Origin of the sequence: Pseudomonas sp. G166, from assembly GCF_037027455.2 — a bacterium.
Taxonomy (GTDB): domain Bacteria; phylum Pseudomonadota; class Gammaproteobacteria; order Pseudomonadales; family Pseudomonadaceae; genus Aquipseudomonas.
Map to the genome: position 1 here is coordinate 5,974,431 of NZ_CP146985.1, position 26,114 is coordinate 6,000,544.

23 protein-coding genes are annotated in these 26,114 nt (G+C 61.0%); 6 read left to right on the forward strand and 17 right to left on the reverse strand.

From position 1 onward, the window contains the following. Positions 1 to 44: 44 nt before the first annotated feature. Positions 45 to 689: a cAMP-activated global transcriptional regulator CRP gene (gene crp / locus SGN16_RS26570; RefSeq protein ID WP_210641429.1), complete on the forward strand. Its 645-nt coding sequence runs from the start codon at positions 45 to 47 to the stop codon at positions 687 to 689. On the opposite strand, the gene SGN16_RS26575 is transcribed toward crp, so the two are convergent. From SGN16_RS26575 to SGN16_RS26640, 14 genes are all read right to left on the reverse strand, one after another. After that, complete coding sequence (locus SGN16_RS26575; protein WP_335945454.1) at positions 686 to 1,387, reverse strand: lipoate--protein ligase family protein; 702 nt, start codon at positions 1,385 to 1,387, stop codon at positions 686 to 688. The two genes, crp and SGN16_RS26575, sit on opposite strands and share 4 nt — an antisense overlap. 4 nt (positions 1,388 to 1,391) lie before the next feature. Next, on the reverse strand, positions 1,392 to 2,228 hold the full coding sequence (gene trpC / locus SGN16_RS26580; protein ID WP_210641433.1) for an indole-3-glycerol phosphate synthase TrpC: 837 nt from the start codon (positions 2,226 to 2,228) through the stop codon (positions 1,392 to 1,394). Beyond that, positions 2,225 to 3,274: an anthranilate phosphoribosyltransferase gene (gene trpD / locus SGN16_RS26585; RefSeq protein WP_210641435.1), complete on the reverse strand. Its 1,050-nt coding sequence runs from the start codon at positions 3,272 to 3,274 to the stop codon at positions 2,225 to 2,227. Before trpD ends, trpC begins: the two co-directional genes overlap by 4 nt. Before the next feature lie 9 nt (positions 3,275 to 3,283). Next, on the reverse strand, positions 3,284 to 3,877 hold the full coding sequence (locus SGN16_RS26590; protein ID WP_210641437.1) for an aminodeoxychorismate/anthranilate synthase component II: 594 nt from the start codon (positions 3,875 to 3,877) through the stop codon (positions 3,284 to 3,286). A gap of 86 nt (positions 3,878 to 3,963) precedes the next feature. Continuing rightward, on the reverse strand, positions 3,964 to 5,445 hold the full coding sequence (gene trpE, locus SGN16_RS26595; RefSeq protein ID WP_335945453.1) for an anthranilate synthase component I: 1,482 nt from the start codon (positions 5,443 to 5,445) through the stop codon (positions 3,964 to 3,966). Between the two features lie 70 nt (positions 5,446 to 5,515). Further along, positions 5,516 to 6,334, reverse strand: a complete 819-nt coding sequence (locus SGN16_RS26600; RefSeq protein WP_335945452.1) for a phosphoglycolate phosphatase — start codon at positions 6,332 to 6,334, stop codon at positions 5,516 to 5,518. Next, positions 6,331 to 7,005, reverse strand: a complete 675-nt coding sequence (gene rpe / locus SGN16_RS26605) for a ribulose-phosphate 3-epimerase (RefSeq protein ID WP_335945451.1) — start codon at positions 7,003 to 7,005, stop codon at positions 6,331 to 6,333. Before rpe ends, SGN16_RS26600 begins: the two co-directional genes overlap by 4 nt. Positions 7,006 to 7,083: 78 nt before the next feature. Beyond that, the gene (locus SGN16_RS26610) at positions 7,084 to 8,232 is read right to left on the reverse strand and encodes an iron-containing alcohol dehydrogenase (protein ID WP_335945450.1); all 1,149 of its coding nucleotides are present in this window, start codon (positions 8,230 to 8,232) and stop codon (positions 7,084 to 7,086) included. 217 nt (positions 8,233 to 8,449) lie between these two features. Then, positions 8,450 to 9,274, reverse strand: coding sequence for an ABC transporter permease (locus tag SGN16_RS26615; RefSeq protein WP_210641453.1), 825 nt, complete (start codon positions 9,272 to 9,274; stop codon positions 8,450 to 8,452). Between the two features lie 12 nt (positions 9,275 to 9,286). Beyond that, positions 9,287 to 10,534, reverse strand: coding sequence for an ABC transporter permease (locus SGN16_RS26620; protein WP_210641455.1), 1,248 nt, complete (start codon positions 10,532 to 10,534; stop codon positions 9,287 to 9,289). A gap of 203 nt (positions 10,535 to 10,737) precedes the next feature. Then, positions 10,738 to 11,781 carry an ABC transporter substrate-binding protein gene (locus tag SGN16_RS26625; protein ID WP_210641457.1) on the reverse strand — a complete coding sequence of 348 codons (1,044 nt, stop codon included), beginning with the start codon at positions 11,779 to 11,781 and terminating at the stop codon, positions 10,738 to 10,740. A 49-nt stretch (positions 11,782 to 11,830) separates the two neighbouring features. After that, the gene (locus tag SGN16_RS26630; RefSeq protein WP_210641458.1) at positions 11,831 to 12,955 is read right to left on the reverse strand and encodes an ABC transporter ATP-binding protein; all 1,125 of its coding nucleotides are present in this window, start codon (positions 12,953 to 12,955) and stop codon (positions 11,831 to 11,833) included. Between the two features lie 334 nt (positions 12,956 to 13,289). After that, the gene (locus SGN16_RS26635) at positions 13,290 to 13,919 is read right to left on the reverse strand and encodes a response regulator transcription factor (RefSeq protein ID WP_210641460.1); all 630 of its coding nucleotides are present in this window, start codon (positions 13,917 to 13,919) and stop codon (positions 13,290 to 13,292) included. A 120-nt stretch (positions 13,920 to 14,039) separates the two neighbouring features. Then, positions 14,040 to 16,436 (reverse strand): transporter substrate-binding domain-containing protein, encoded by a 2,397-nt coding sequence (locus SGN16_RS26640; RefSeq protein ID WP_335945449.1) that lies wholly within the window; start codon positions 16,434 to 16,436, stop codon positions 14,040 to 14,042. A gap of 74 nt (positions 16,437 to 16,510) precedes the next feature. Between SGN16_RS26640 and SGN16_RS26645 the strand changes: the two genes are divergently transcribed. Beyond that, a complete protein-coding gene (locus tag SGN16_RS26645) occupies positions 16,511 to 17,506 on the forward strand; it encodes an alpha/beta hydrolase family protein (RefSeq protein WP_335945448.1) in 996 nt (331 codons plus the stop codon). Positions 17,507 to 17,567: 61 nt separating this feature from the next. Here the strand turns inward: SGN16_RS26645 and SGN16_RS26650 are convergent, their stop codons facing one another. The 3 genes from SGN16_RS26650 to SGN16_RS26660 are packed head-to-tail and all read right to left on the reverse strand — an operon-like array spanning position 17,568 to position 20,030. Then, complete coding sequence (locus SGN16_RS26650; RefSeq protein WP_335945447.1) at positions 17,568 to 18,335, reverse strand: TerB family tellurite resistance protein; 768 nt, start codon at positions 18,333 to 18,335, stop codon at positions 17,568 to 17,570. Position 18,336: 1 nt separating this feature from the next. Further along, positions 18,337 to 19,008 (reverse strand): N-acetylmuramate alpha-1-phosphate uridylyltransferase MurU, encoded by a 672-nt coding sequence (gene murU, locus SGN16_RS26655; RefSeq protein ID WP_335945446.1) that lies wholly within the window; start codon positions 19,006 to 19,008, stop codon positions 18,337 to 18,339. Beyond that, the gene (locus SGN16_RS26660) at positions 19,005 to 20,030 is read right to left on the reverse strand and encodes a phosphotransferase (RefSeq protein ID WP_335945445.1); all 1,026 of its coding nucleotides are present in this window, start codon (positions 20,028 to 20,030) and stop codon (positions 19,005 to 19,007) included. Before SGN16_RS26660 ends, murU begins: the two co-directional genes overlap by 4 nt. Before the next feature lie 130 nt (positions 20,031 to 20,160). Between SGN16_RS26660 and SGN16_RS26665 the strand changes: the two genes are divergently transcribed. From SGN16_RS26665 to rsmA, 4 genes are read left to right on the forward strand one after another with little or no spacing between them, the layout of a single operon-like run. Beyond that, on the forward strand, positions 20,161 to 22,959 hold the full coding sequence (locus SGN16_RS26665) for an LPS-assembly protein LptD (RefSeq protein ID WP_335945444.1): 2,799 nt from the start codon (positions 20,161 to 20,163) through the stop codon (positions 22,957 to 22,959). After that, the gene (surA, locus tag SGN16_RS26670) at positions 22,940 to 24,256 is read left to right on the forward strand and encodes a peptidylprolyl isomerase SurA (RefSeq protein WP_210641473.1); all 1,317 of its coding nucleotides are present in this window, start codon (positions 22,940 to 22,942) and stop codon (positions 24,254 to 24,256) included. Before SGN16_RS26665 ends, surA begins: the two co-directional genes overlap by 20 nt. Then, the gene (gene pdxA, locus SGN16_RS26675) at positions 24,253 to 25,242 is read left to right on the forward strand and encodes a 4-hydroxythreonine-4-phosphate dehydrogenase PdxA (protein WP_335945443.1); all 990 of its coding nucleotides are present in this window, start codon (positions 24,253 to 24,255) and stop codon (positions 25,240 to 25,242) included. Before surA ends, pdxA begins: the two co-directional genes overlap by 4 nt. Next, positions 25,239 to 26,057 (forward strand): 16S rRNA (adenine(1518)-N(6)/adenine(1519)-N(6))-dimethyltransferase RsmA, encoded by an 819-nt coding sequence (gene rsmA / locus SGN16_RS26680; protein ID WP_210641477.1) that lies wholly within the window; start codon positions 25,239 to 25,241, stop codon positions 26,055 to 26,057. Before pdxA ends, rsmA begins: the two co-directional genes overlap by 4 nt. The last annotated feature ends 57 nt before the right edge of the window (positions 26,058 to 26,114 follow it).

The following is a 26,114-nucleotide window of genomic DNA, read 5'->3' on the forward strand; positions in this document are numbered from 1 at the left end:
AGAAAACCAAACCACCACACCGCGCAGTCTTTCGGGATACAACCATGGTTGCCATTACTCCCACGCTCAAGATCAAGAACCTCGACAAACTCCTGATGCACTGTCAGCGCCGTCGCTATCCAGCCAAGCACAACATCATTTGCGCGGGCGATCGCTCCGACACGCTGTTTTTCATCATCAAGGGATCGGTCACGATCCTGATCGAGGATGACGATGGTCGGGAAATGATCATCGCCTATCTCAATTCGGGGGATTTTTTCGGCGAGCTGGGGTTATTCGAACAGGCAGGCAAGGAGCAGGAACGCAGTGCCTGGGTACGCGCGAAAATCGAGTGTGAGGTCGCGGAAATCAGTTACAGCAAATTCCGGGAACTGTCAGTGCAAGACCCGGACATTCTTTACGTCCTCAGCGGACAGATCGCACAGCGCCTGCGCAACACTACGCGCAAGGTCGGCGACCTGGCCTTCTTCGACGTGACCGGTCGCGTCGCCCGCTGCCTGCTGGAACTGTGCAAGCAACCCGACGCCATGACTCATCCGGACGGCATGCAAATCAAGGTAACCCGCCAGGAAATCGGCCGGATTGTCGGCTGTTCTCGGGAAATGGTCGGCCGGGTGCTCAAGGACTTGGAGGAGCGCAACTTGGTCAGCGTCAAAGGCAAGACCATGGTCGTGTTCGGAACGCGCTAGCCCCCGGATAGCGTGGTCAGCCATTGCCGATATAACGCATCGAGCCGCTCCAGCGCGCAAGGGGCCGGAAACTTCTCGTGCAAGGCAATATGGCTTTCGGCGCGAACGCGCTGCTCCAGACCACAAGCTTCATTGAAACGATTGACCGCAGCCACCATGGATTCACGTTCGTTCTCTAGCAACAGCGCTCCATGCACCAGGCCCACCGGGCGTTGCCCGCCCTTGCTCTGGCGCCAGCGCTGCGCTGTACCAACCATTTTGCGACCGTCAAGATTGACGTTGAATCGTCCGTCGCAAAACGCACCGTCCACCTCCCCCAACGAAGCGACTCCGCCCAACTCATCGAGCAACTGACAGATGGGATCACACAAGCGGCGATACGCGGTTTCGATCCGGCCATGATCGCCTTCGCTGCGCGGTGGTGCGTAGACCAGGGCGATATTGACGGTAGCGGCAGACTGCGGCACCGGCTCTCCACCGGTTTCGCGCAACAGTACCGGCCAGCCGTTGGCGGCCGATACTTCGCATGCGTGGTCAAACCCCGGTAGGCGACTCAAGCGGCGCGGCATCACCAAGGCACGATCATGGGGTTGCCAGAACAACAAGCCGAACTCAGCATCGCCCGCGCAAATACGGGCCAGCAGATCCTGTTCGGCTTGCAGGCCGGCTTCGACGGTCAGGGAAATCACTGGCGACATTGAATCAGTCCAGTGTCGAACCGCTGACCGGGAGACCACGTTCAGGAAAGAACAATCGTTGCAATTCGGTGCCCGGGCTTTCGGCCCGCATGAACGCTTCGCCCACCAGGAACGAGTACACATCGCTGACTTCCATCAGCTCGACATCAGCCCGGTTGAGGATGCCACTTTCGGTGATGACCAAGCGATCACGCGGAATACGCGGCAGCAGGTCCAAGGTGGTTTCCAGGCTGACTTCGAAGGTGTGCAAGTTGCGATTGTTCACGCCAACCAGCTTGGTATCGAGGGTCTTCAGCGCGCGCTCCAGCTCGTCGCCGTCATGGACCTCCACCAATACATCCAGGCCCACGTCTTTGGCGACCGCCGCCAGCTCGGCCATTTTCACGTCATCGAGGGCCGAAACGATCAACAACACGCAATCGGCGCCCAGCGCGCGCGCCTCGACAATCTGGTACGGGTCGATCATGAAATCCTTGCGGATCACCGGCAGCTTGCAGGCCGCCCGCGCCTGCTTCAGGTAATCGTCGGCCCCCTGGAAAAAGTCGATGTCAGTCAGTACCGAGAGGCAGGTCGCGCCGCCCTTCTCGTAGCTTTTGGCGATGTCGGCCGGGACGAAGTGCTCGCGAATCACACCTTTGCTGGGAGAGGCCTTTTTAATCTCGGCAATCACCGCAGGTTGTTTTTTCTTCGCCTGATCGATCAGCGCCTTGGCAAAGCCACGGGGTGCATCCGCTGAGCGCGCGAGGTTCTCCAGCTCCGCCAGACTGACTCGAGCGCTGCGCTCGGCCACTTCTTCAGCCTTGCGAGCCAGAATTTTTTCCAGAACCGTTGGCACACTCATCCTTCGTTCTCCACTTTGAATACGGCGGTAAATGCACCCAATTCTTCGAGTTTTTCCCTGGCCAGGCCAGTGTGCAACGCATCGTGGGCCAGTTCCACGCCTTGCTTGAGGCTGCTGGCGTGGTCGGCGGCGTACAACGCAGCACCGGCATTGAGTACGATCATCTCAGCGGCTTTCTGGCCATTCTCGGTCTTGCGGCGGCCCAAGGCATCGCGAATCAGCTCCAGCGACTGGGCCGGGCTATCGACCGCCAGCCCATGCAAGCTCTGGCTCTTCATACCGAGGTCTTCAGGTTCGACCCAATATTCGCTGATCTGATCATTTTTTAGTTCGGCCACGAATGTAGGTGCCGCCAGGCTGAATTCATCCAGCCCGTCCTTCGAATGAACCACCAGCACGTGCTTGCTGCCCAGACGCTGCAGGACTTCTGCCAACGGCCGGCACAGCGCCTGGCTGAACACACCGATCACCTGATGTTTTACGCCGGCCGGATTCGTAAGCGGGCCGAGCATGTTGAACAGGGTGCGCAGGCCCAGCTCACGACGCGGCGCAGCGGCGTGTTTCATGGAGCCGTGATGATTCTGGGCAAACATGAAGCCGATGCCGACATTATCGATGCAACGCGCCACCTGGACCGCGGTCAGGTTCAGGTAGATGCCGGCCGCTTCCAGCAAATCGGCACTGCCACTCTTTCCGGAAACCGCGCGATTGCCATGTTTGGCAACCGTGCAACCAGCTGCCGCGACGACGAATGCCGCAGCGCTGGAGACATTGAAGATATTGGCGCCGTCACCACCGGTGCCCGCGACATCCACCACACCGTCCAAAGTCTTGAGCTCGACCTTGTCCGCCAGTTCACGCATCGCCGAAACCGCGCCGACGATTTCATCGATGCTCTCGCTCTTCATGCGCATGGCCATCATGAACGCGCCAATCTGCGCATCCGTGCATTGTCCGGTCATGATTTCGCGCATCACGTCGCGCATCTCGTCGGTGCTCAGGTCGAGATGGCCGACGATACGGCTCAGGGCTGTCTTGATATCCATGAAAAGTCCTTAGCGCGTGCCGCCGGTTTGTTTGAGAAAGTTGGCGAACAGTTCGTGGCCCTGTTCAGTGAGAATAGACTCAGGATGAAATTGCACACCCTCGATGTTTAGCGTCTTGTGGCGTAGCCCCATGATTTCATCCACCGAACCGTCTTCCAGCTGGGTCCAGGCGGTCACCTCCAGGCAGTCGGGCAGGGTTTCGCGCTTGACGATCAAAGAGTGGTAGCGGGTGACCGTCAGCGGACGATTCAGCCCTTCGAATACGCCCTTGTCCTCGTGGAATACCGGGCTGGTCTTACCGTGCATGACTTGACGGGCACGCACCACATCGCCACCGAACGCCTGGCCGATCGACTGATGCCCCAGGCAAACGCCCAGGATCGGCAGCTTGCCGGCGAAATATTTGATGGCTTCGATGGAAATGCCGGCTTCGGTCGGTGTGCAAGGACCGGGCGAGACCACAATGCGCTCAGGCTTGAGAGCTTCGATTTCAGCGATGGTCAGTTCGTCGTTGCGCACGACCTTGACCTCGGCACCCAACTCGCCGAGGTATTGCACAACGTTGTAGGTAAAAGAGTCGTAGTTATCGATCATCAGCAACATGGCGTAGCAACCTTTGGATTCACTGACTTTAAATACGGCCTTCAGAGCAAAAAAAGCTCCCTGGCCACAGGTTGTTGTGGAGGATTTCAGTCGCCTGAAGTCTGCTCCGCCAACGCCACGGCGCGGAACATAGCCCGACGCTTGTTCAGGGTTTCTTCCCACTCCAACGCTGGCACCGAGTCAGCGACGATGCCGCCGCCGGCTTGCACGTGCAGCTCACCGTCCTTGATCACGGCGGTGCGGATGGCAATGGCGGTGTCCATGTTGCCGTTCCAGGCGAAGTAACCAACGGCCCCGCCGTACACACCCCGCTTGACCGGCTCCAGTTCGTCGATGATTTCCATCGCGCGGATTTTCGGCGCCCCGGACAAGGTGCCCGCCGGCAGGATCGCCCGCAAGGCGTCCATCGCCGTCAACCCGGCCTTCAACTGGCCGGTGACGTTGGAGACGATATGCATCACGTTGGAATAACGCTCGATGACCATCTTCTCGGTGAGCTTCACCGACCCCACTTCCGAGACGCGCCCGGTGTCGTTACGGCCCAGGTCGATCAGCATCAGGTGCTCAGCGATTTCCTTGTCGTCCGACAGCAGGTCCTCTTCCAACGCCCGGTCGGCCTCTTCCGTGGCGCCACGTGGGCGAGTGCCAGCAATCGGCCGCACCGTGATGAGGTTGTCTTCGACCCGCACCAGCACTTCTGGCGAACTGCCCACGACATGGAAGTCGCCGAAGTTGAAGAAGTACATGTAAGGCGTCGGGTTGAAGCAGCGCAGAGCCCGGTACAGGTCAATGGGTGCCGCTTTGAAGTCGATGGACATCCGTTGCGACGGCACCACCTGCATGCAGTCGCCAGCGAGGATGTACTCCTTGATGGTGTCTACGGCCCTTTCGTAATCGTCCTGGGTGAAACTGGAGCGGAACACCGGGTCGGCCGCCGATTGCTTGCTGAAATCCAGGCCGGGGCGTGGTGTGATCGGCTGACGGAGTTTTTCCAGCAGTGCCTGCAGGCTTTGTTGGCCTTGCTCGTAGGCATCTTCCTGAGACGGGTCGGCCAGGACAATGGCGTGCATCTTGCCAGCGAGGTTGTCGAAAACGACGACGGCGTCGGACACCATCAGCAAAATATCCGGAACGCCCAGTGGATCGGGGTTCGGACAGGTGCCCAGGCGTTTTTCCACGTAGCGCACGCAGTCGTAGCCGAAATACCCCACCAGGCCACCGTTGAAACGTGGCAGGCCAGGGATGGTCGGCACGTTGTAGCGAGCCTTGAAGGTTTCGACGAACGCCAGCGGGTCTTCAACGTCCAGGCTTTCGATCTCGACGCCGTCGTGGGTCACGCTGATGCGATGGTCATGGACCCGCAGCACGGTACGGCACGGCAGGCCGATGATGGAGTAACGGCCCCATTTCTCGCCGCCCTGTACCGATTCGAGCAGGTAGGAGTTGGGCTGGTCGGCCAGTTTCAAGTAGATCGACAGCGGCGTGTCGAAGTCGGCCAGGGTTTCGCAGGCAAGCGGGATGCGGTTGTAGCCGGCAGCGGCTAGACGCAGGAATTCTTCACGGATCATGGGGTGCCTCGTGGCAAGAGGAGCTGACAGTCAGGTATGCAAACGCGCCGGATAACCGGCCAGGATCACGTCAGGCGCGCCAACGCCAGCGGGCCAGGGCCTTGATGACTTTCATCCAGAGTTTGCGAGTGACCACCACGATGGCGTTTCCAGAAGAGGATTGAACAGCGTCGGGCAACGTTATCTCAGCGGCCGGGTCCAGGCAACCGGGAATTAACAGACGTAAATCGTCGATCACCAGCGTGGGAAACTCTTCGGCGATCGGCCGGCCATGGTTATAGCCATAACTCAGCGCCACACATTTGACCCCAGCCGCTTTCGCCGCCAGCACATCACTGCGCGAGTCGCCGACGAACAACGATTGGGAGGCCGGGATGTTGGCCATTTTCATCACGAAGAACAGTGCGGCCGGGTCAGGCTTTTTCTGCGGCAAGGTGTCGCCGCCGATGATCCAGCGGAAATAACGGCCGATTTTCATCTGATCCAGCAACGGCGCGACGAAGCGCTCCGGCTTGTTGGTGATCAGCGCCATTTCCACGCCCTGCTTTTGCAGCCATTTGAGAGTCGAGCGCACGCCGGGGTAGACCACCGTCAGTTCGTGATTGCCCTCGTAAGCTTCGTTGAACAGCTCCAGCGCCCGCTCGGCCTCGGCCTCATCGACACCCTGGGCATCGATGTGGTTGGCCAGGGCCCGGCGCACCAGCATGGGCGCGCCATTGCCGACCCATTGACGCACAGCGTCGAGGCCGGCGGGCGGGCGGTCGAGCTTGAGCAGCATGTGGTCCACGGCGGCCGCGAGGTCTGGAACCGAATCGACCAGAGTGCCATCGAGGTCGAACATCACCAGACGCGGCAGGCTGCCGGGGAACAACTGCTCGAAACCGCTCATGGACGGGCCAGAGCCAATTCGGCGCGCATCTTTTCAATGACCTCTTTGTAGTCCGGGGCATTGAAGATCGCCGAGCCGGCAACGAAAGTGTCGGCACCCGCGGCGGCGATTTCGCGGATGTTGTTCACATTCACACCACCGTCGATTTCCAGGCGGATATCCCGGCCCGAGGCATCGATCAGCGCCCGGGCTTTGCGCAGTTTATCGAGGGTGCCGGGGATGAATTTCTGCCCACCGAAGCCTGGGTTGACGCTCATCAGCAGGATCATGTCGACCTTGTCCATCACGTACTCGAGCACGTCCAGCGGTGTCGCCGGGTTGAACACCAGACCAGACTTGCAACCGCCTTCGCGGATCAATTGCAGGGAGCGATCGATGTGCAGCGTGGCTTCAGGGTGGAAAGTGATGTAGGTGGCGCCGGCTTCGATGAAGTCACCGACGATGCGATCCACCGGGCTGACCATCAAGTGCGCGTCGATCGGCGCGGTGACGCCGTACTTGCGCAGCGCCGCGCAGACCATCGGGCCGATGGTCAGGTTGGGGACGTAGTGGTTGTCCATGACATCGAAGTGCACGAAGTCGGCCCCGGCGGCCAGAACATTGTCCACTTCCTCACCCAGGCGGGCGAAGTCGGCGGAGAGAATCGACGGAGCAATAACAAAGGGCTGCATGACGCACCTGTTTTGAGCGAAATCACGATGGCGCGCATTGTATACCTCAAGATTTGGCGCGCCCACCGTGACAGACGATCAATACGCCGCGCGGTAGATCTTCTCGATATCGCTGGCGCTCAGTTGGCGCGGATTGTTGCGCATCAGCCGCTCTATGCCCGCCGCTTCCACCGCCATCGAGGGAATCACGTCCTCGGTCACGCCCAAACCGCTCAGGCCCTGGGGAATTTCCACGGCAACACAGAGCGCAACCATGGCCTCCACGGCCTCATCGGCGGCCTCGAGATCACTCAGATGAGCGGTCTTCAAGCCCATGGCTTCGGCGATATCACGCATGCGCTCGACGCAGGCCATCTTGTTCCACGCCATGACATACGGCAGCAACAAGGCGTTGGCAACGCCATGGGAGACGTGGAAGCGCCCGCCCAATGGATAGGCCAGTGCATGCACCGCCCCGACCCCGGCGTTGCCAAACGCCATCCCGGCCATGAGGCTGGCGGTGGCCATGTCTTCGCGGGCTTGCAGGTGCGCGGGGTTGGCATAGGCCTTGGGCAGTGCGCGGGTGATCAGCTTGATCGCCCCGATGGCCAAGGCATCGGTGATCGGCGAGGCATTGAGCGACAGGTAAGCCTCAATGGCGTGCACCAGCGCATCGACGCCACTGGCCGCCGTCACGCTGCGTGGGCAGGTGAGGGTCATCTGCGGGCTGACCAGCGCCACGTCCGGCAGCAGGTAATCGCTGACGATGCCTTTTTTCAGTTGAGCGGCCTTGTCGGAGAGAATCGCCACATTGGTGACTTCCGAGCCGGTCCCGGCCGTGGTGGGGATGGCGATCATGGGCGGGCCTTTGCGCGGGACCTGGTCGACCCCGAACATATCCTGCAGCTCGCCATGGTAACCGGCGTAGACCCCCACGCATTTGGCGATGTCGATGGCACTGCCGCCACCCAGGCCGATCAGGCCATCATGGCCACCGTCGCGGTAGGCCTGCATGCAGTCTTCGACGATGGCGATTTCCGGGTCCGGCATGACCCGGTCGAAAATTTCGTAGTCGCGCCCGCCCAGGTGCTGCAGGGCCAGCTCCACGGTACCGGACTTGACCAGTGCGGCGTCGGTGACGATCAGCGGGTTGTCGACGTCCAGCCGGGTCAGCTCGGCCGCCAGTTGCTCGATGGCAGCGGCACCTGTGATCAGTTTATGGGCGATCTTGAATGAGGAAAGACTCATGTGCGCGGCCTCTTATTCGAGTATGGGCTGGCACAAGGATAGCTCGGTATTGGGGGTTGTCTGCTATTCAGCTTGTGAATGCAATAAAGGAACCTGCGGATGGGCCCCTGTGGGAGCGAGCTTACTCGCGATGGCGGCGGCACATTCAACATTTACGTTGAATGTCAGTGCGCTATCGCGAGCAAGCTCGCTCCCACATTGTGATCGGCTCAGACCTTTATACTTGCGCAGTACGCAGTTTCTCGCTGCGCCCACGCAACCACTCCAGGGTCAGCAGCAGGATCACCGAGAAGGCGATCAGCAGCGTCGCGGCGGCGGCGATGGTCGGGCTGAGGTTTTCGCGGATACCGCTGAACATCTGCCGTGGCAGGGTTGCCTGCTCGGGACCGGCCAGGAACAGGGTCACCACCACTTCATCGAACGACGTCGCGAAGGCGAACAGCGCGCCAGAGATCACGCCGGGGGCGATCAACGGCAGGGTCACCCGACGAAACGCGGTCAATGGCGAAGCCCCGAGGCTGGCGGCGGCCCGAACCAGGTTGTGGTTGAACCCCTGCAAGGTCGCCGACACGGTGATAATGACGAACGGCACACCCAGCACGGCGTGGACCACAATCAGCGAGATGAAACTGTTGCCCATCCCCAGTGGCGCGAAAAACAGGTAGCTGGCCACGCCGATGATCACCACCGGCACCACCATCGGCGAGATCACCAGGGCCATTACCAACGCCTTGCCCGGGAAGTCGCCACGGGTCAGGCCAATGGCCGCCAGCGTGCCGAAGATCATTGCCAGCAACGTCGCCGCCGGTGCCACGATGATGCTGTTTTTCAGCGCCCGCATCCATTCGGCCGAGGCGAAGAAATCGTGGTACCACTGCAGCGAAAAGCCCTGCAGCGGGTACACCAGGAAGCTGCCGGAGTTGAACGACAGCGGAATGATCACCAGCACCGGCAGAATCAGGAACAACAGGATCAGCCCGCAGAGGGTGCGCAAGGTGTAGAACCACACCCGTTCGACGGGAGACATGTAAGGACTCAGCATTTCGATCTCCCCTTAGCTCAGGCGCAGGCGGCTGGCGCCCACCAGCCGGTTGTAAATCAGGTAAAGCACGACGGTCGCCAGCAACAGCAGCCCGCCGAGCGCCGTGGCCATGCCCCAGTTGATGCTGGTGTTGGTGTAGAACGCGACAAAGTAGCTGACCATCTGATCGTTCGGGCTACCCAGCAACGCCGGCGTGATGTAGTAGCCGATGGCAAGGATGAACACCAACAGGCAACCGGCGCCGACACCGGCATAAGTCTGCGGGAAATACACCCGCCAGAAACTGGCGAACGGATGGCAGCCCAGGGAAATCGCCGCACGCATATAGGTTGGCGAGATGCCCTTCATCACGCTGTAGATCGGCAAAATCATGAACGGCAGCAGGATATGGACCATGGAGATGTAGACACCGGTACGGTTGAACACCAACTCCAGGGGTTTATCGATGATGCCCATGGCCATCAGGCCACTGTTGATCAGCCCGCCCGACTGCAACAGCACGATCCACGCGGCCACCCGCACCAGGATCGAGGTCCAGAACGGCAGCAATACCAAGATCATCAGCAGGTTGCTTTGACGCGACGGCAGGTTCGCCAGCAGGTAGGCCAGCGGATAGGCCAGCACCAGGCAGATCGCGGTGATCACCAGGCCCATCCAGAACGTGCGGGTGAAAATATCCAGGTAAATCGCCTGGTCGGGGGTGGCCGGCGCCAGTTCACCGAGGTCATCGATACGATGATCGACGGCCGCCAGCAAGTAATACGGGGTGACATTGCTGGTGTTGCGGCGGATCACCTGCCAATACGCTGGATCGCCCCAGCGCTCGTCGAGGTTTTCCAACGCTTCTTTATAAGAGGCCGGCTCGCTGGCAAACGGCAGTGCACGAGCGGTCTTGGTCAGCAGGCTGCGATAGCCGGCCAGTTCCATGTTCAGGCGCTTGGACAAGTCGCCCAGGGTCTGATTCTTGCGGGCTTCGGCCAGGTCTTCACTGGCAGCCTTGTACACCGGCTCACCCGGCAACCCGCGCCCGTCCCATGCAGCGACGGCAGCGACAGTACGCGGCATGGCACCCACCACTTCCGGGTTGCTGACGCTTTTGAACAGCAGCGCCACGATCGGCACCAGGAACACCAGCAACAGAAACAGCACCAGCGGCGCGATCAGCGCCTGAGCCTTCCAGCGGTTGACCCGCTCGGCATGCTTGAGCCGCTGCTTCAGGGTGGGGCTGGTGCCCGCGTTCAGTGGAACGGCGATGGCCATGGCGAACTCCGCAAATCTTTTTGATCGTTACAGGGGCGGCGGGCCGCCTCTGTTCTTTTGAAACACCCGAGTTGATACAAGAACCTGTGGGAGCGAGCTTGCTCGCGATGGCTGCGGCACATTCAATACTGAGGTACCTGACAGACCGCTATCGCGAGCAAGCTCGCTCCCACATGGCTCTCATCCAGTTTCAGACCGTCGGGTTACTTCGCCGCCCAGGAGTTGAAGCGCTGCTCCAGTTGCTCACCGTTGTCAGCCCAGAAGCTGACATCGATCTGCACCTGGTTGGCGATGTTTTCCGGGGTGGTCGGCATGTTGGTCAGGACATCCTTGGCCAGCAACGGCACTGCCTGGGTGTTCGCCGGACCGTAGGCGATGTTTTCCGAGTAGGTCTTCTGCTGCTGCGGCGCCACCGAGAAGGCGATGAATTTCTTCGCCGCTTCGGCGCGGGTCTTGTCCAGGCCACGCGGGATGGCCCAGGCATCGAAATCGTAGATCCCGCCGTTCCACACCACTTTCAGGTTGCTTTCTTTCTGGACCGCAGCGATCCGACCGTTGTAGGCCGAACTCATGACCACGTCACCGGACGCCAGGTACTGCGGCGGCTGAGCGCCAGCTTCCCACCACTGGATGTTCGGCTTGAGTTCGTCGAGTTTCTTGAATGCACGGTCCTGGCCGTCTTTGCCGGCCAGCACTTTGTAGACATCTTTCGGCGCTACGCCGTCGGCCATCAAGGCGAATTCCAGGGTGTACTTGGCGCCCTTGCGCAGGCCGCGCTTGCCCGGGAACTGCTTGGTGTCCCAGAAGTCTGCCCAACTGGTCGGCGCGGTCTTCAGTTTGTCGGCGTTGTAGGCCAGTACGGTCGACCACACGAAGAAACCGACGCCGCACGGCTGGATGGCACCTTTGACGTAGTCTTCAGCCTTGCCGAACAGGGCCGGGTCCAGTTGTTCGAACATGTCTTCGTCACAACCACGGGACAACTCCGGGGACTCGACTTCCACCAAATCCCAGGAAACGCTCTTGGTGTCGACCATGGCTTTGACCTTGGCCATTTCACCGTTGTACTCGCCAGCTACGATCTTGCCGTTACCGGCCGCTTCCCACGGTGCGTAGAAGGCTTTGACCTGAGCCGCCTTGTTCGCCCCGCCGAAAGACACCACGGTCAGGTCCGGGCCCGCCGCCATCGCGCTTGCCGCACCTATCATGCCCAGGGTCAGGGCTGTGAACTTCAGGGATCTCAACATTTATTGTTCTCTCCACGTGCAGGGTTGGTGTTGGTACAGCAGGGGGCGATCAATTCGCCTCTAGAAGGGGATCGAGCGCACGCACGTGCTCGACTTGCCAGCCAAGCGGAACCACGTCCCCGACGGCGAGCCCGGGATCGAGCTCGGCAATCGGTTGTTTCACGAAGAAGTCGTTCTTGCCGCAGACTTCCAGGCGAACCCGGACGTGGTCGCCCAGATAGATGAATTCCGCCACCCTCCCTGAGAAGCGGTTGACACATTGTTCGCTTGCGCCATTGAGGCTCACCCGTTCCGGACGGATCGACAGGGTTACCGGTTCGCCAGGCTTGCCGACATTCACCGCCAGCGCCTCGACCTTCTCGCCGCGTCCCAGCTCAACCAGGCAACGGTCACCGGTGTGGCTGTGCAGGCGGCCGTTGAGGCGGTTGTTCTCGCCGATGAAATTGGCGACGAAGGTGTTTTTCGGCTCTTCATAGAGCGTGCGCGGTGGGGCAATCTGCTGGATCTCGCCCTGGTGGAACACCGCCACGCGGTCGGACATGGTCAAGGCTTCGCCCTGGTCGTGGGTCACGTAGACCACGGTCACGCCCAGGCGCTGGTGAAGGTGTTTTATTTCCATCTGCATGTGTTCACGCAGTTGCTTGTCCAGCGCACCGAGAGGTTCGTCCATCAGCACCAGTTGCGGTTCGAACACCAGGGCCCGGGCCAGGGCCACCCGTTGCTGCTGGCCACCGGACAATTGCGCCGGATAGCGTTGGGCGAAGGTGTCCAGCTGGACCATGCTCAAGACGCGCTTGACCCGATCACTCACATCGCTCTTGTTCAGGCCTCGCACGGTCAGCGGGAACGCCAGGTTCTCGGCAACGGTCATGTGCGGGAACAACGCGTAGTTCTGGAACACCATGCCGATGTCACGCTTGTGCGGCGGCACGTTGTTGATGGAACGCCCGGCCAGCTGGATCTCACCGGCGGTTGGCGTTTCAAACCCGGCGAGCATCATCAGGCTGGTGGTCTTGCCGGAGCCGGACGGCCCGAGCAGGGTCAGGAATTCGCCTTTGCGAATCTCCAGGTTGAGGTCCTTGACGATCAGGTTTTCGCCGTCGTAGCTCTTTTGCACACCACGAAAGCTGACCAGCACATCACTGGCCCCCGCACTTGAATCGACCTGGCTCATACCCGCACCTTTTGTATTGATGACTGCTTGTGAATCAAGCCTAGTGGACCCTGGGGGCTGCGCAAATCGGGAGGCAGGAGAGAATCGCCTCAGCCGGATGGAAGAGTCGGGGTAGGGATTGCCCTACAGCGATGGCGGGATTGGATAAGGGCGGCGGTGAGTTTGAAGCGGCGAGCTGCAAGTGTTGGGTAAAAGCGGTGTTGGGGCGTGTCGCAAATAGGTATGTCGACACTATCCCCTGTGGGAGCGCGCTTGTTCGCGATAGCGGTGTGTCAGCCAACATCGATGCTGAATGGTCCGACGCCATCGCGAGCAAGCTCGCTCCCACAAGGGCTTAGAGCAACTTGTGCTCCATCGCGTACTTCACCAGTTCCGCTAATGAGGTGATGTTGAGTTTCTGCATCAACCGCGCCTTGTGGGTGCTGATGGTTTTGCTGCTCAGGGCCAGTTGCTGGGCAATGTCGTTGACGTTGGCACCCTGGGCCAGGCGCTCGAAGACCGAGAACTCGCGCTCGGACAATAGCGAATGCAACGGGCGGGTGTCGGTCAGGCCGACTTCGAAGACCATGCGGTCGGCCAGGTCCGGGTCGATGTAACGCCCTCCGGCCGCGACCTTGCGAATCGCCAGGAGCAGCAGGGCCGGGTCGCTGTCCTTGGTGGCGTAGCCAGCGGCGCCGACTTTCAACGCACGGGCGGCCATTTGCGCTTCGTCGTGCATCGACAGCACCAGGATGGCCGGCGGATTGTTCAGCGCACGGATCCGCGGGATCGCCTCCAGGCCATTGACTCCCGGCATGGAAATATCCAGCAGCACCACTTCGCAGGGCACGTGCCGCAGAGTCTCGAGCAACTGTTCGCCATTGCTCGCCTCCCCCACCACCTGCAGATCCTTCGCCAGGCCGATCAACTGCTTGATGCCTTCGCGGACGATGGTGTGGTCTTCGGCTACCAGTACACGGATCACATTCTTCTCCAGATTCAGGATCTCATCGCGAGTAAACTCGCTTCCACATTGATTGAGGCGTACACAAACCCTGTGGGAGCGAGCTTGCTCGCGATGACTCAGCCCAGGTAACCGAAACCGTCAGGCCTCACTCAGCGGCACCCGCACCGACAGGGTCGTCCCCTCTCCCGGCTCGCTTTCCAGGGACACCTGCCCGCCCATGATCAGCACGCGCTCACGCATGCCGACCAGGCCAAAGGAGGTTGGCCGACCTGTATTGGCAATAAAGCCTACACCGTCATCGCTGACTGTCAGACACAATTCGTCGCCTTCCTGAACCAGCGTCAGTTCCACAGTATGCGCCTGGGCGTGGCGCATCACATTGGTCAGCGCTTCTTGGAGAATCCGGAACAGGCCGATGGCCTTGGCATCGCTCAAGGGCGGCAGATTGTCCGGCACCTGCACCAGGCAAGGGATCTGCGTACGCGCCTCGAAACGCCGGGCCTGCCATTCGATGGCCGAGGCGATGCCGGCATCGAGGATCGGCGGGCGCAACGCAGTCGCCACGTCCCGTACCAGTTGGAACAACTGGGCAATCAGGCGCTTCATGCTGTTAAGCCGCTCCTGCAGGCCAGGGTCCAGTTGCGCGTAGGCCAACTCACACATGGAAGTTTCAAGCTTCAACACCGTCAGCATCTGCCCCAGCTCGTCGTGGACTTCCCGGGCGATGCGCGCCTTTTCCTCTTCCCGCACGCTTTCCAAGTGCGCCGACAACTCGCGCAACTGCTCCCGAGAGCTGGCCAATTCCAATTCGATGCGCTTGCTTTCGGTGATGTCCCAGACAATTCCGTCCCAGACGTAAGCGCCATCCTCGAGACGACGAGTGATTGCCTTGATCTCGGCCCAACGCTCCTGCCCTTCGCGGGTCAGGATGCGGCCCTGCCATGACCAGTCGCTATCGCTGTCCAGCGCCTGGTCCTGGGTGCGGTGGTAACCGGCCTTGTCGTCCGGGTGCACCAGGCTGCGTAAACCGGTGTCGCTGCGGGCCAGGGTCGCCGGGGAATAACCCACCAGGCTTTCGCTGCCTTCGCTGATGTAGGCAAAGTCGATCTGGCCGGTCACCGGCGCCCGCTCCAGACGAAAGACCAGCCCCGGGACGTTGGCGGCAATGCCTTGCAAGCGCGCCTCGCTTTCGCGCAACGCCGCCAGCGCGCGCCGGCGTTCGGTCACGTCATTGAGGTAAACCACCAAGTATTCGGCGTCGCGAAAACGCAGGAAACTCAAGGACACATCCGCCGGCAGGATACTGCCATCGGCCCGCACGCACTCGGTTTCGAAACTCTGCGGCCCTTCGTCACTGGCCCGGGCGCGCTTCCACAGGTTGAGCCAGCGATCCATATGCAGGCCGGGTTCGAAGTCGATCAAGGGCCGGTCGATGATGGCGCCCGGTGCATAGCCCAGCATGGTTTCGGCGGCATGGTTGGCGTAGCGCACATGGCTGTCCCAGTTGACCCAGAGAATGCCGACGGTGCTTTGATCGATGGAAAACTGCGTCAGGCGCAAGGCTTCTTCGCTGGCGGTACGCTGGGCAATGTCCTCCCGCGCGGCACGCAGACGCCGTTCCAGCGCCCGTTGCTGGCGACGTTGCCAGAACACGATGGCCACGCTGCTCAACAACAACGCCAGCATCAACAGGGTAAGGTTTTGCCAGAACCCGGGGGTCTCGGTCAGGCGCGGATATTTAGGCTTGAGCCAGCGACTGTGCAGTTGCTCCAGCTCCTTGGCCGGGATCGCCTGCAAACCGGCGTCGACGATTTCGGCCAACTGCGGCCAGTCCCGACGCGTGGCGACCCGTAGCAGTTGCGGCAAACCTATGTCGCCCACCACCACCAATTCGGAAAATTCAGGCTCGACCATCAACCGCCCTAACTGGGCCTCGTCAACCACGGCATAGCGGGCCTGCTGGCTCAGCAGCAATTGCAGGGCCTGGCGCTCCATCGGCACCCCCTGCAGGTTCAGCGTCGGGTAATTGCTGCGCAGATAATCGGCCGTGGCGCTGGGCATGCGCACCGCCACACGGGTCCGGGCATCGAGTTTTTCCAGCTCCACGCCCTCGGCGCCCTTCTGCTCGCCGACGATCAATTGCGGCACCCGCATGTAAGGGTCGGAAAACTGCCAGAGCCTGAGCCCGCCCGGCGTCTGGTTCAGGCCCGGGGCGATATCCACCTCACCCTCGCGCAGTGCGGTCTCCAACTGCCCCAGGTCCTGGAAATTGCGCCAGGTCAGCTCGACATTCAACGCCTTGCCCAGCCATTGCATCAGCTCGACGTTGGTACCCGACAAACGCTGCAAGCGCCGGTCGTATTGCGCATAGGGCGCCTGCAATACGAGGCCGACCCGCAATTGCGGATGTTGCGCAAGCCACTCGCGCTGTTCCGCATTCAATTGCACCCCATGCGCCGATGGCGCGGGCGCGGCCCACGCCATCAAGGGAAGCCATAAACAGCCGATAACCCACAGGCAGCAAAAACGCATCATCGAAGTCTCATGCACTGACAAATACTGACCAACCCATTAGGCTGCCGGAAATACTTCTGGTCATGGAATATCCGATGCCCTCTGTTTACCGCCTGGCATTGCCAGCATTGTGCCTGTCGCTGATCCTGCCGAGTGCCTTTTCTGTACAGGCCAGTGAACCAGCACCCGCTGCGACGGAGCAACCTGCCGAGGAAAAACCGGCCGAACGCCAGCCCTTGCTTGAGCGTAGCCAGGAAGAAGCGGCGGCACTCGAACGACAAATCCCGGTCCAGGAACAACAACGGCTACAGACTGGCAGCGATACGTTCCTGGCGCTCTGGAAACCGGCCAACACCAGCGACCCCAAAGGCGCGGTCATCATAATCCCCGGTGCCGGCGAAACCGCTGACTGGCCTCAAGTAATCGGCCCGTTGCGCAAAAAATTACCTGACGTCGAATGGAGCAGCCTGAGTATCACCCTGCCGGACCTGCAAAGCGACGTCATCGCACCGCGCGTGGCGGAAACACCGGCCGAAACCAAACCGGCCGACACGGCTGCCGCGGCACCGGATGCCACCACCGCAGCACCGATCGAACAGGTTGCAGGGGGCGAGGCCGATGCGGCAGACCCAGCCGTTGTCGAAACGAGCGAGGAACACGCCAAGGCCGACGCCGAGCGCATCTTCGCTCGCATCGATGCGGCGCTGGCGTACGCCGAACAACAGGGCGCACGCAGCATTGTGCTGCTGGGCCACGGCACCGGCGCCTATTGGGCGGCACGTTACCTGAATGAAAAACAGCCCGCGCAAATCGAACGCTTCGTGATGGTCGCCGCCCAGACCCCGGTCACCGCCAAACCCGGCCTGGCCGAACTGACCCCGACCTTGAAACTGGCGACCGCCGACATTTTCTACACGGACAAACCGCTGGATCGCAACTCAGCACTGGAACGCTTGCAGGCGAGCAAACGCTTGAAAGGCTCAACCTTCAGCCAGGTTTCCCTCAAAGCCCTGCCGAACCCGTCGGCGGAACAGGAACAGCTGTTCCGTCGGGTTCGGGGCTGGTTGAGCCCGCAGAAACCGGGGGAGTGAGGTCACTGCAGACATAATGTGGCGAGGGGATTTATCCCCTTGCCACAGGTGGTGCGGGTGACTAGCGGAAATCGCGCCGCTCGCGAATCAAGCGATAGGCGTTATGCAACTCCCGGGTTTTATCGGTGGCCTCACGCACCTGCAATGGCGTCGCCCCGCTGCCAGCAATCTTGTCCGGGTGGTGACGACTGAGCAGGCGTCGGTAGGCGCGCTTGATCTGCGACGGTTCACTGGTGGCAGAAACCCCCAACAAACGCATCGCCTCCTGATACGTGATGCCGCTACTGGGCGGCGCCAGTTTCTGAGGTTCGTAATCGCTCGCCAACGCTTGGACTTGTTGCTGCGTCCAGCCTAGCCACTTGCCCCACCGGGTAATCAATTCACGCTCCCCTGCGCCCGCCCGACCATCGGCCCAAACCATCCGCCAGCAGGCCCGTAACACACCTTCAGCCGCATGTGGCTGGGTGCTGAGGCGACGCAGATAACCGCGCAAGCGATCATTTCCAGACTTGCCGCGGTTGAACGCAGCAATGGCCCGGCGCTGAGCCGCTTCACTCAGGTCCAAGGCGCGCATCTCCTGGCGAGCCTGCTGGATGTGGCCATCGACCACTCGCCCATCGCTTTTCGCCAGCCGCCCCAGCAATACAAATAACAATTCATCGTTGCGCAACGCTGGACGACCGCCCAGGCGCTCACGTAGCTGCGCCCAGCTCTGCAGGTCCAGGCGCCTATCCAACGCCTGCCCCAACAACGCGCCCAGCATGGCCCCCGGAATGCTGGCTATGGCAAAGCCCGCCCCGGCTCCAATCAGAGTCCCTGGCCACCACATATCAACCGCTCGCTTCTATCAAGGTTTCGACCTGCGCCAAACGTTCATGGGTTCCGACATCGACCCAGCGGCCCTTCAGCAGCTCGCCACTGACGCGCCCCTCGGCCATGGCCTTGCGCAGCAGTGGTGCAAGCTTGAACGCACCGTCCGAGCAGCCGCCGAACAACAGTGGGTGCAGGACGGCGATGCCGCTGTAGGTCAGTTTGTCGGCAGCGGGCTCACCATCGTGAGCCTTTCCGTCGGCCAGGATAAAATCGCCACCCGGGTGGTGTTCTGGATTGTCCACCAACACCAGGTGCGCCAGCCCTTCGAGCGGCCGACGCAAAGCACTGAAATCGTAGTCGGTCCAGATATCGCCATTGACCACCACAAACGCTTCATCGCCCAGCAGCGGCAAGGCTCGGAAAATTCCACCGCCAGTTTCCAGCGGCTCACCTTCGGGCGAGAAATGAATGCTCACGCCAAAGCGCGAACCGTCCCCCAGGTAGTCTTCGATCTGCTGACCGAGCCAGGCATGATTGATCACAATGTCGGTGAACCCGGCCTTGGCCAAGGCCCGCAGGTGATATTCGATCAAAGGAACGCCGCCAACGCGAATCAACGGCTTGGGTGTGGTGAGGGTCAGGGGCCGCATGCGCTCCCCCTTGCCCGCCGCCAGGATCATCGCCTTCATGCCGTCGCCCCGGTCGCTTGACGCAGGCTGCAAAGCAGCTCATCGAGCTGCGCCAGTTCAGGACGGCGAGCGATGACCGCGTCTATATAAGCAAAGAAGCGCGGCACATCGCCCAGATACCGCGGTTTGCCGTCGCGATGGCAAATGCGCGCGAAAATCCCGATGACCTTGAGATGACGCTGCACACCCATCAAATCGCTGGCCCGCAGGAAGTCCTCGACATCCGGCTGGACTGGAATGCCAAGCGCGCCGGCCTGCTGCCAGTAATCCACCAACCAGCCACGCACACGCTCCTCGGGCCAACTGAGGAAAGCGTCCTTGAACAGACAAGTCACGTCGTAGGTGACGGGGCCATAGACCGCATCCTGGAAATCCAGCACGCCGGGGTTCGGCTCGCTGAGCATCAGGTTGCGCGGCATGTAGTCGCGGTGCACCAGCACTTTGGGCTGGGCCAGGGCGCTGTCGATCAGCAGATCGGAAACCTGCTGCCAGAGCTGCTGCTGGGCCGCATCGAACTCGACACCCAACTCACGCTTGACGTACCACTCGGGGAACAACTCCAGCTCCCGACGTAGCAAGGCGACGTCGTAGCTGGGCAACGGCGCCACCATCGGCAGTTGCTGGAAAGCCAGCAAAGCTTGCAGCGCATCGCGGAATAGATCGTCGGCATTGTCGGCGTTGATCACATCCAGATAGGTCTGGTTGCCCAGGTCATTGAGCAAAAGAAATCCGCGATCGAGGTCCTCGGCATAAATTTTTGGCACATTGATACCGGATTTCGCCAGCAAAAACGCGATATCCACGAAAGGTTTGCAGTTTTCCTGGGGCGGTGGCGCATCCATCACGACGAAACTGCGGTCCTCGCCTTTCCAACGGAAATAACGACGAAAACTCGCGTCGCTGCTGGCCGCGGTCAACGTGGCCGGGGGGACGGCGCCCCAACCCTGTTGAGTAAAGAGGATCGGCAGCTGTTCATCGAGCCAAACTTTCAGGTGTTGCAGGCGTACATCTTGGTCGGGCATTGCAAGGGTCTCCGACGGCGCTAGCCGTCAAGCGGGTCATGCTTTATTATCCAGCATCTTTTTCAGACCATCGAGAGGCGTGCGGCCCACACCGCGGGCAGATGGCACGCAGGAAGCCCGGACTAATAAGATGGCATTGAAATCCCCCGCGTTTCGTAAAAAATTTCCGTTGCTGGTCACCGGCAGTCTGCTGGCCCTGCAACCCCTGGCCTCTTCATTCGTCGTCGCGGCGCAGCAGTATGACTGCTCCGTCTCCGCTTCGGGTGCCTGGGACTGCTCACCCAAGACACCGGCCGCCGCATTGCCGCCGCGCCCGGTGCATGAAGGCAGCGCGGTTGCCGACAGCGGCGACGCTGCGACCGACAACAGCTCGGGCGAACAAGCCGGCGACAAGCCGATGCTCGTCACCGAAGCCAAGGGCCGCGGCCTGAAGTCGCGCAGTGCAGACTACAGTCACCTGGACTGGGTTCCGCGCGAGAACCTCACGCCTGCACAATTGGCTGAGACCGGCCCTTACTGCTCGGGTGCCTACATCGAACCGACTCGTCCTGGCATGAACGACAAGACGGCCAAGAGTGACGCGCCGACGTTCCTTGGTGCCAAGGCTTCGCGCTATCAGCAGGAAGAACAGGTGGCGACCCTGGCCGGCGACGTAGTCATGCGCCAGGGCAGCATGCAGGTCGAGGCCGACGAGGCCAGCCTGTACCAGGCCGAGAACCGCGGTGAGCTGAACGGCAACGTACGGGTTCGCGACAACGGTGCACTGATCGTCGGCGACCATGCCGATGTACAACTGGACACCGGCGAAGCCAAGGTCGACAACGCCGAATACGTGATGCACAAGTCGCGCATCCGCGGTAACGCGCTGTACGCCAAGCGCGCCGAGAACGCGATCATCCGCCTCAAGGACGGCACGTACACCACGTGCGAACCGAACAGCAACGCCTGGACGCTCAAGGGCAACAACATCACCCTGAACCCGGCCACCGGCTTCGGTACCGCGACCAACGTGACGCTGCGGGTCAAGGACATTCCAGTCCTGTACACGCCTTATATTTATTTCCCGATCGATGACCGTCGCCAGTCCGGCTTCCTGCCGCCGACCATCGGCAGCGGCAGCGATACCGGCTTCCTGCTGGTCACTCCGTACTACTTCAACCTGGCGCCCAACTACGACGCCACGTTGTACCCGCGCTACATGAGCAAGCGCGGCATGTTGATGGAAGGCGAGTTCCGCTACCTGACCAAGTCCAGCGAAGGTCAGTTCGGCGCCGCTTACCTCAACGATGAAGACGATGAGCGCAGCGGCCAGACCGACTACGACAAGACCCGCTACATGTACAACTGGCAGCACAAGGGCGGCTTGGATTCGCGCGTGCTGACGGAAGTCGACTACACCAAGATCAGCGATCCTTACTATTTCCAGGATTTGCAGACCGACCAGATCGGTGTCGAATCCAGGGACTATGTGAACCAACAGGGGGCCGTCAGCTATCGGGGTGACAATTACGTCGCTCGCTTGAACGCCCAGGCTTATCAGATGGCGACGATTTCGAAGATCACGCCTTATAACCGTCTGCCTCAGATCACCTTTAATGGCTCGTTGCCTGAGCACCCGTATGGTCTGGATTTCGCGTACCGGACAGAGTTGGTGCGGTTTGATCGTGATTTGCGGACCGGTGACTACACCGATGAAGACGGCAACACTGATCCGTTTCTTGATACCAACGTTCGCGGGTTGGCCAGAGCCAACGGCAATCGCCTGAATCTAGCGCCTGTCATGAGCCTGCCCATGAACGCAAGCTACGGCTACATCAAGCCGGCGCTCAAGTATCAGTACACACAGTACGATCTGGATCTTGATAGCCGAGGCAAATCGGATATCGCAGCACAAAACGCTGAGGCCGATCGCCTACGGGGCACTTACAGTGGTAGCCAGAGCCGCGGCGTTCCAATTGCCAGCATCGACAGCGGCTTGTACTTCGATCGCAATACGCAGTGGTTCGGCACCAACTATCGCCAAACCCTGGAACCGCGCCTGTTCTACCTCTATGTACCGGAGAAGGACCAGAGCGACATTCCGGTCTTCGATACCAGCGAATCGACGTTCAGCTATTCCTCACTGTTCCGGGATAACCGCTTTACCGGCTCCGACCGTGTCGGCGACGAGAACAAGCTGTCCCTGGGCGTGACCAGCCGTTGGATCGAAGAGAACGGTTTCGAACGCCAGCGCGTCAGCGTCGGCCAAGCCTTGTACTTCAAGGATCGTGAAGTCCAATTGCCGGGCATCGACTTCAAGACCCGCGAAGATGCGAAATCCGATGTATCTCCTTACGCCCTGGAATACGAATACCGCTGGAACCGTGACTGGCGCACCACCGCCACTTACAACTGGGATCCGGACACCCACAGCCCTCGTTCAGGCAGCGCGATGTTCCACTACCAGCCAGAAGACAACCCGAACAAGGTTATCAACGCCGGCTATCGCTATCGCAACGACCAGGTCCGTTACGACGAGACTACCGGTACATGGCAAGTGGGCGGCGGCGACTACGGCACCCCGGGCACTCCTGGCTACGTGAAGGACTACTACAAGATCAAGCAGCACGACTTCTCGGTCATCTGGCCGATCGTGCCGCAGTGGAACGCAATCAGCCGCTGGCAGTATGACTACAACCGCAACCGTACCCTGGAAGCCTTCGGTGGTTTCGAATACGACAACTGCTGCTGGAAACTGCGCCTGATCAACCGTTACTGGGTCGACTATGAAGAGTTCAGTCAAGCCGCCCCGGAAAACGAAAAAGGCGACCACGGCGTCTTCCTCCAAATTGTTCTGAAGGGACTCGGCGGCCTCACCGGCGCCAAGGTAGAGAGCTTCCTCGACAAAGGCATCCAAGGTTATCGTGAACGTGAAGATCAAGCTTTCTGATTGTCTGCGCCCGCTGATGCTGGGCGCGCTGTTCCTGGGTACCGCGGCCAACGCCGCGGTGCAGTCCATCGATAAAGTGGTGGCCATCGTCGACAACGATGTGGTCATGCAAAGCCAGCTGGATCAGCGCGTCCATGAGGTGCAGCAAACCATCGCCAAGCGCGGCGGCGGCATGCCGCCGCCGGGCGTGCTGGACCAACAAGTGCTCGAACGCCTGATCGTCGAAAACCTGCAATTGCAGATCGGCGAACGCTCCGGCATTCGCATCACCGATGAAGAGCTGAACCAGGCCGTCGGCACCATTGCCCAGCGCAACAACATGACCATCGACCAGTTCCGCGCCGCCCTGGCTCGCGACGGCCTCTCTTACGAGGACGCCCGCGATCAGATCCGCCGCGAGATGGTCATCAGCCGTGTGCGCCAGCGCCGTGTCGCCGAACGCATCCAGGTGTCCGAGCAGGAAGTGAAGAATTTCCTCGCTTCCGACCTGGGCAAAATGCAGCTTTCCGAAGAACTGCACCTGGCGAACATTCTGATCCCCACCCCGGAAAGCGCCAACTCCGAAGCGATCCAGAGTGCTTACCGCCAGGCGATGGATGTCTACCAGCAGCTCAAGCAAGGTGCTGATTTCAGCCAGATGGCCATTGCCAAATCGGGCAGCGACAACGCCCTGGAAGGCGGCGACATGGGCTGGCGTAAACCCGCTCAACTGCCGCCCCCGTTCGACCGCGAACTGAGCACCATGGCGGTGGGTGACATCACCCAACCAGCCCGTACGCCCGGCGGCTTCATCATCCTCAAAGTCCTGGAAAAACGCGGTGGCGGAACCCAGGTGCGCGACGAAGTGCATGTTCGCCACATTCTGATCAAGCCAAGTGAAATCCGCAGCGAAGCCGAAACCAAGCGCCTGGCGGAAAAACTCTACGACCGCATCGAAGCAGGCGAAGACTTCGCCGAACTGGCCAAGAGCTTCTCGGAAGACCCAGGTTCGGCGCTCAACGGTGGCGACCTGAACTGGGTCGATCCGAATGCACTGGTCCCCGAGTTCCGCCAAGTCATGGCCAATACGCCACAAGGCCAGTTGTCCAAGCCGTTCAAGAGCCCTTATGGCTGGCACGTGCTGGAAGTCCTTGGCCGCCGCGCCACCGACAGCACGACCCAGGCTCGCGAACAACAGGCGATGACCGTACTGCGTAATCGCAAATACGACGAAGAGCTGCAAACCTGGCTGCGTCAGATTCGCGACGAGGCCTACGTTGAAATCAAACTCCCTGGTGCAGACCAGGCAGCGCAGTGAAACCCAAGCGTTTCGCGCTGACACCCGGCGAGCCCGCCGGCATTGGTCCCGACCTGTGCCTGCTACTCGCCTCGCGGCCCCAGCCACACCCTCTGATTGCCATCACCAGCCGCGACCTGCTCCTTGAGCGGGCCGCGCAGCTGGGGGTGGTCGTCAATCTGCTGCCAGTATCGCCGCACGCCTGGCCGGACGTCCCGGCGCCGGCCAACAGCCTGTATGTCTGGGATACGCCGCTGGGCGCGCCGGTGGTTACCGGCCAACTGAACAAGGCCAACGCGGCGTTTGTCCTCGAGACCCTGACCCGCGCCGGCCAAGGCTGCCTCGACGGAGCTTTTGCGGGCATGATCACCGCGCCGGTGCACAAGGGTGTGATCAACGAATCCGGCATAGCCTTCTCCGGGCATACTGAGTTTCTGGCGGACCTGACTCACACCGCACAAGTGGTGATGATGCTCGCCACGCATGGCCTGCGCGTGGCCCTGGTGACCACTCACCTGCCCCTGCGGGACATCGCGGACGCCATCACCCCGGAACGCCTGGAGCGGGTCACGCGGATCCTGCATGCCGACCTGCAGGAAAAATTCGGCATCGCCCAGCCCCGTATCCTCGTCTGTGGGCTCAACCCCCATGCCGGTGAGGGCGGACACCTGGGCCGCGAAGAAATCGACATCATAGAACCCACATTGGAACGCTTGCGCAGCGAGGGCATGGACCTGCGTGGCCCGCTGCCTGCCGACACTCTGTTTACCCCCAAATATCTGGAGCACTGCGACGCGGTGCTGGCGATGTACCACGACCAGGGCCTGCCCGTACTGAAGTACAAAGGCTTCGGCGCAGCCGTCAACGTGACGCTGGGCCTGCCGATCATCCGCACGTCGGTGGACCACGGCACAGCCCTGGACCTGGCTGGCAGCGGCAGGATCGATACCGGTAGCCTGCAAGTCGCACTGGAAACCGCCTACCAGATGGCCGAGACCCATTTATGACCGAGCAATACCAACACCGCGCGCGCAAGCGCTTCGGCCAGAACTTCCTGCATGACGCTGGCGTGATCGATCGCATCCTGCGCTCCATCAATGCCAAGCCCGACGATCGCCTGCTGGAAATCGGCCCGGGCCAGGGTGCCCTGACCGAAGGCCTGCTCGACAGCGGCGCGCAACTGGACGTAGTGGAGCTGGACAAGGACCTGGTCCCGATCCTCAACCAGCAGTTCGCCGGCAAGAGCAATTTCAACCTGCACCAGGGTGACGCGCTGAAGTTCGACTTCAATAGCTTGAACGCAGCACCGCGCAGCCTGCGCGTGGTTGGCAACCTGCCCTACAACATTTCCACACCCCTGATCTTTCACCTGCTAAGCAACGCAGGCCTGATCCGCGACATGCACTTCATGCTGCAAAAAGAAGTGGTCGAGCGTCTCGCTGCCGGTCCTGGCGGGGGTGACTGGGGCCGTCTGTCGATCATGGTCCAGTACCACTGCCGGGTCGAACACCTGTTCAACGTCGGCCCGGGGGCATTCAACCCGCCGCCGAAAGTCGACTCGGCCATCGTCCGCCTGGTGCCCCATGCGGTCCTGCCGCACCCGGCCAAGGATCATCGGTTGCTGGAGCGGGTGGTACGTGAAGCGTTCAACCAACGCCGCAAAACCCTGCGTAACACCTTGAAACTGCTGCTCAGCAGCGCTGAAATCGAAGCCGCCGGCGTGGACGGTAGCCTGCGTCCCGAACAGTTGGACCTGGCAGCTTTCGTGCGCCTGGCCGACAAGCTCAGCGAACAGGTTGCGCCGCAAGCCGACGCCAGCTGACGGACGATGATCGCTATCGGGCGGGACGACACTCTGGTCTACTACCCGATACTTGGC

Excerpts from the sequence above, each read along its gene's own strand:
- trpC (WP_210641433.1), bottom strand. The coding sequence starts at position 2,228 with ATGAGTGTGCCAACGGTTCTGGAAAAAATTCTGGCTCGCAAGGCTGAA.
- SGN16_RS26660 (WP_335945445.1), bottom strand. The coding sequence starts at position 20,030 with ATGCCCGACCAAGATGTACGCCTGCAACACCTGAAAGTTTGGCTCGAT.
- SGN16_RS26640 (WP_335945449.1), bottom strand. The coding sequence starts at position 16,436 with ATGATGCGTTTTTGCTGCCTGTGGGTTATCGGCTGTTTATGGCTTCCC.
- SGN16_RS26645 (WP_335945448.1), top strand. The coding sequence starts at position 16,511 with ATGCCCTCTGTTTACCGCCTGGCATTGCCAGCATTGTGCCTGTCGCTG.
- SGN16_RS26625 (WP_210641457.1), bottom strand. The coding sequence starts at position 11,781 with ATGTTGAGATCCCTGAAGTTCACAGCCCTGACCCTGGGCATGATAGGT.
- SGN16_RS26665 (WP_335945444.1), top strand. The coding sequence starts at position 20,161 with ATGGCATTGAAATCCCCCGCGTTTCGTAAAAAATTTCCGTTGCTGGTC.
- rsmA (WP_210641477.1), top strand. The coding sequence starts at position 25,239 with ATGACCGAGCAATACCAACACCGCGCGCGCAAGCGCTTCGGCCAGAAC.
- SGN16_RS26590 (WP_210641437.1), bottom strand. The coding sequence starts at position 3,877 with ATGTTGCTGATGATCGATAACTACGACTCTTTTACCTACAACGTTGTG.
- SGN16_RS26620 (WP_210641455.1), bottom strand. The coding sequence starts at position 10,534 with ATGGCCATCGCCGTTCCACTGAACGCGGGCACCAGCCCCACCCTGAAG.
- rpe (WP_335945451.1), bottom strand. The coding sequence starts at position 7,005 with ATGCAGCCCTTTGTTATTGCTCCGTCGATTCTCTCCGCCGACTTCGCC.
- crp (WP_210641429.1), top strand. The coding sequence starts at position 45 with ATGGTTGCCATTACTCCCACGCTCAAGATCAAGAACCTCGACAAACTC.
- SGN16_RS26600 (WP_335945452.1), bottom strand. The coding sequence starts at position 6,334 with ATGAGCGGTTTCGAGCAGTTGTTCCCCGGCAGCCTGCCGCGTCTGGTG.
- SGN16_RS26575 (WP_335945454.1), bottom strand. The coding sequence starts at position 1,387 with ATGTCGCCAGTGATTTCCCTGACCGTCGAAGCCGGCCTGCAAGCCGAA.
- SGN16_RS26615 (WP_210641453.1), bottom strand. The coding sequence starts at position 9,274 with ATGCTGAGTCCTTACATGTCTCCCGTCGAACGGGTGTGGTTCTACACC.
- SGN16_RS26610 (WP_335945450.1), bottom strand. The coding sequence starts at position 8,232 with ATGAGTCTTTCCTCATTCAAGATCGCCCATAAACTGATCACAGGTGCC.
- SGN16_RS26650 (WP_335945447.1), bottom strand. The coding sequence starts at position 18,335 with ATGTGGTGGCCAGGGACTCTGATTGGAGCCGGGGCGGGCTTTGCCATA.
- trpD (WP_210641435.1), bottom strand. The coding sequence starts at position 3,274 with ATGGATATCAAGACAGCCCTGAGCCGTATCGTCGGCCATCTCGACCTG.
- SGN16_RS26630 (WP_210641458.1), bottom strand. The coding sequence starts at position 12,955 with ATGAGCCAGGTCGATTCAAGTGCGGGGGCCAGTGATGTGCTGGTCAGC.
- trpE (WP_335945453.1), bottom strand. The coding sequence starts at position 5,445 with ATGATCCGTGAAGAATTCCTGCGTCTAGCCGCTGCCGGCTACAACCGC.
- murU (WP_335945446.1), bottom strand. The coding sequence starts at position 19,008 with ATGAAGGCGATGATCCTGGCGGCGGGCAAGGGGGAGCGCATGCGGCCC.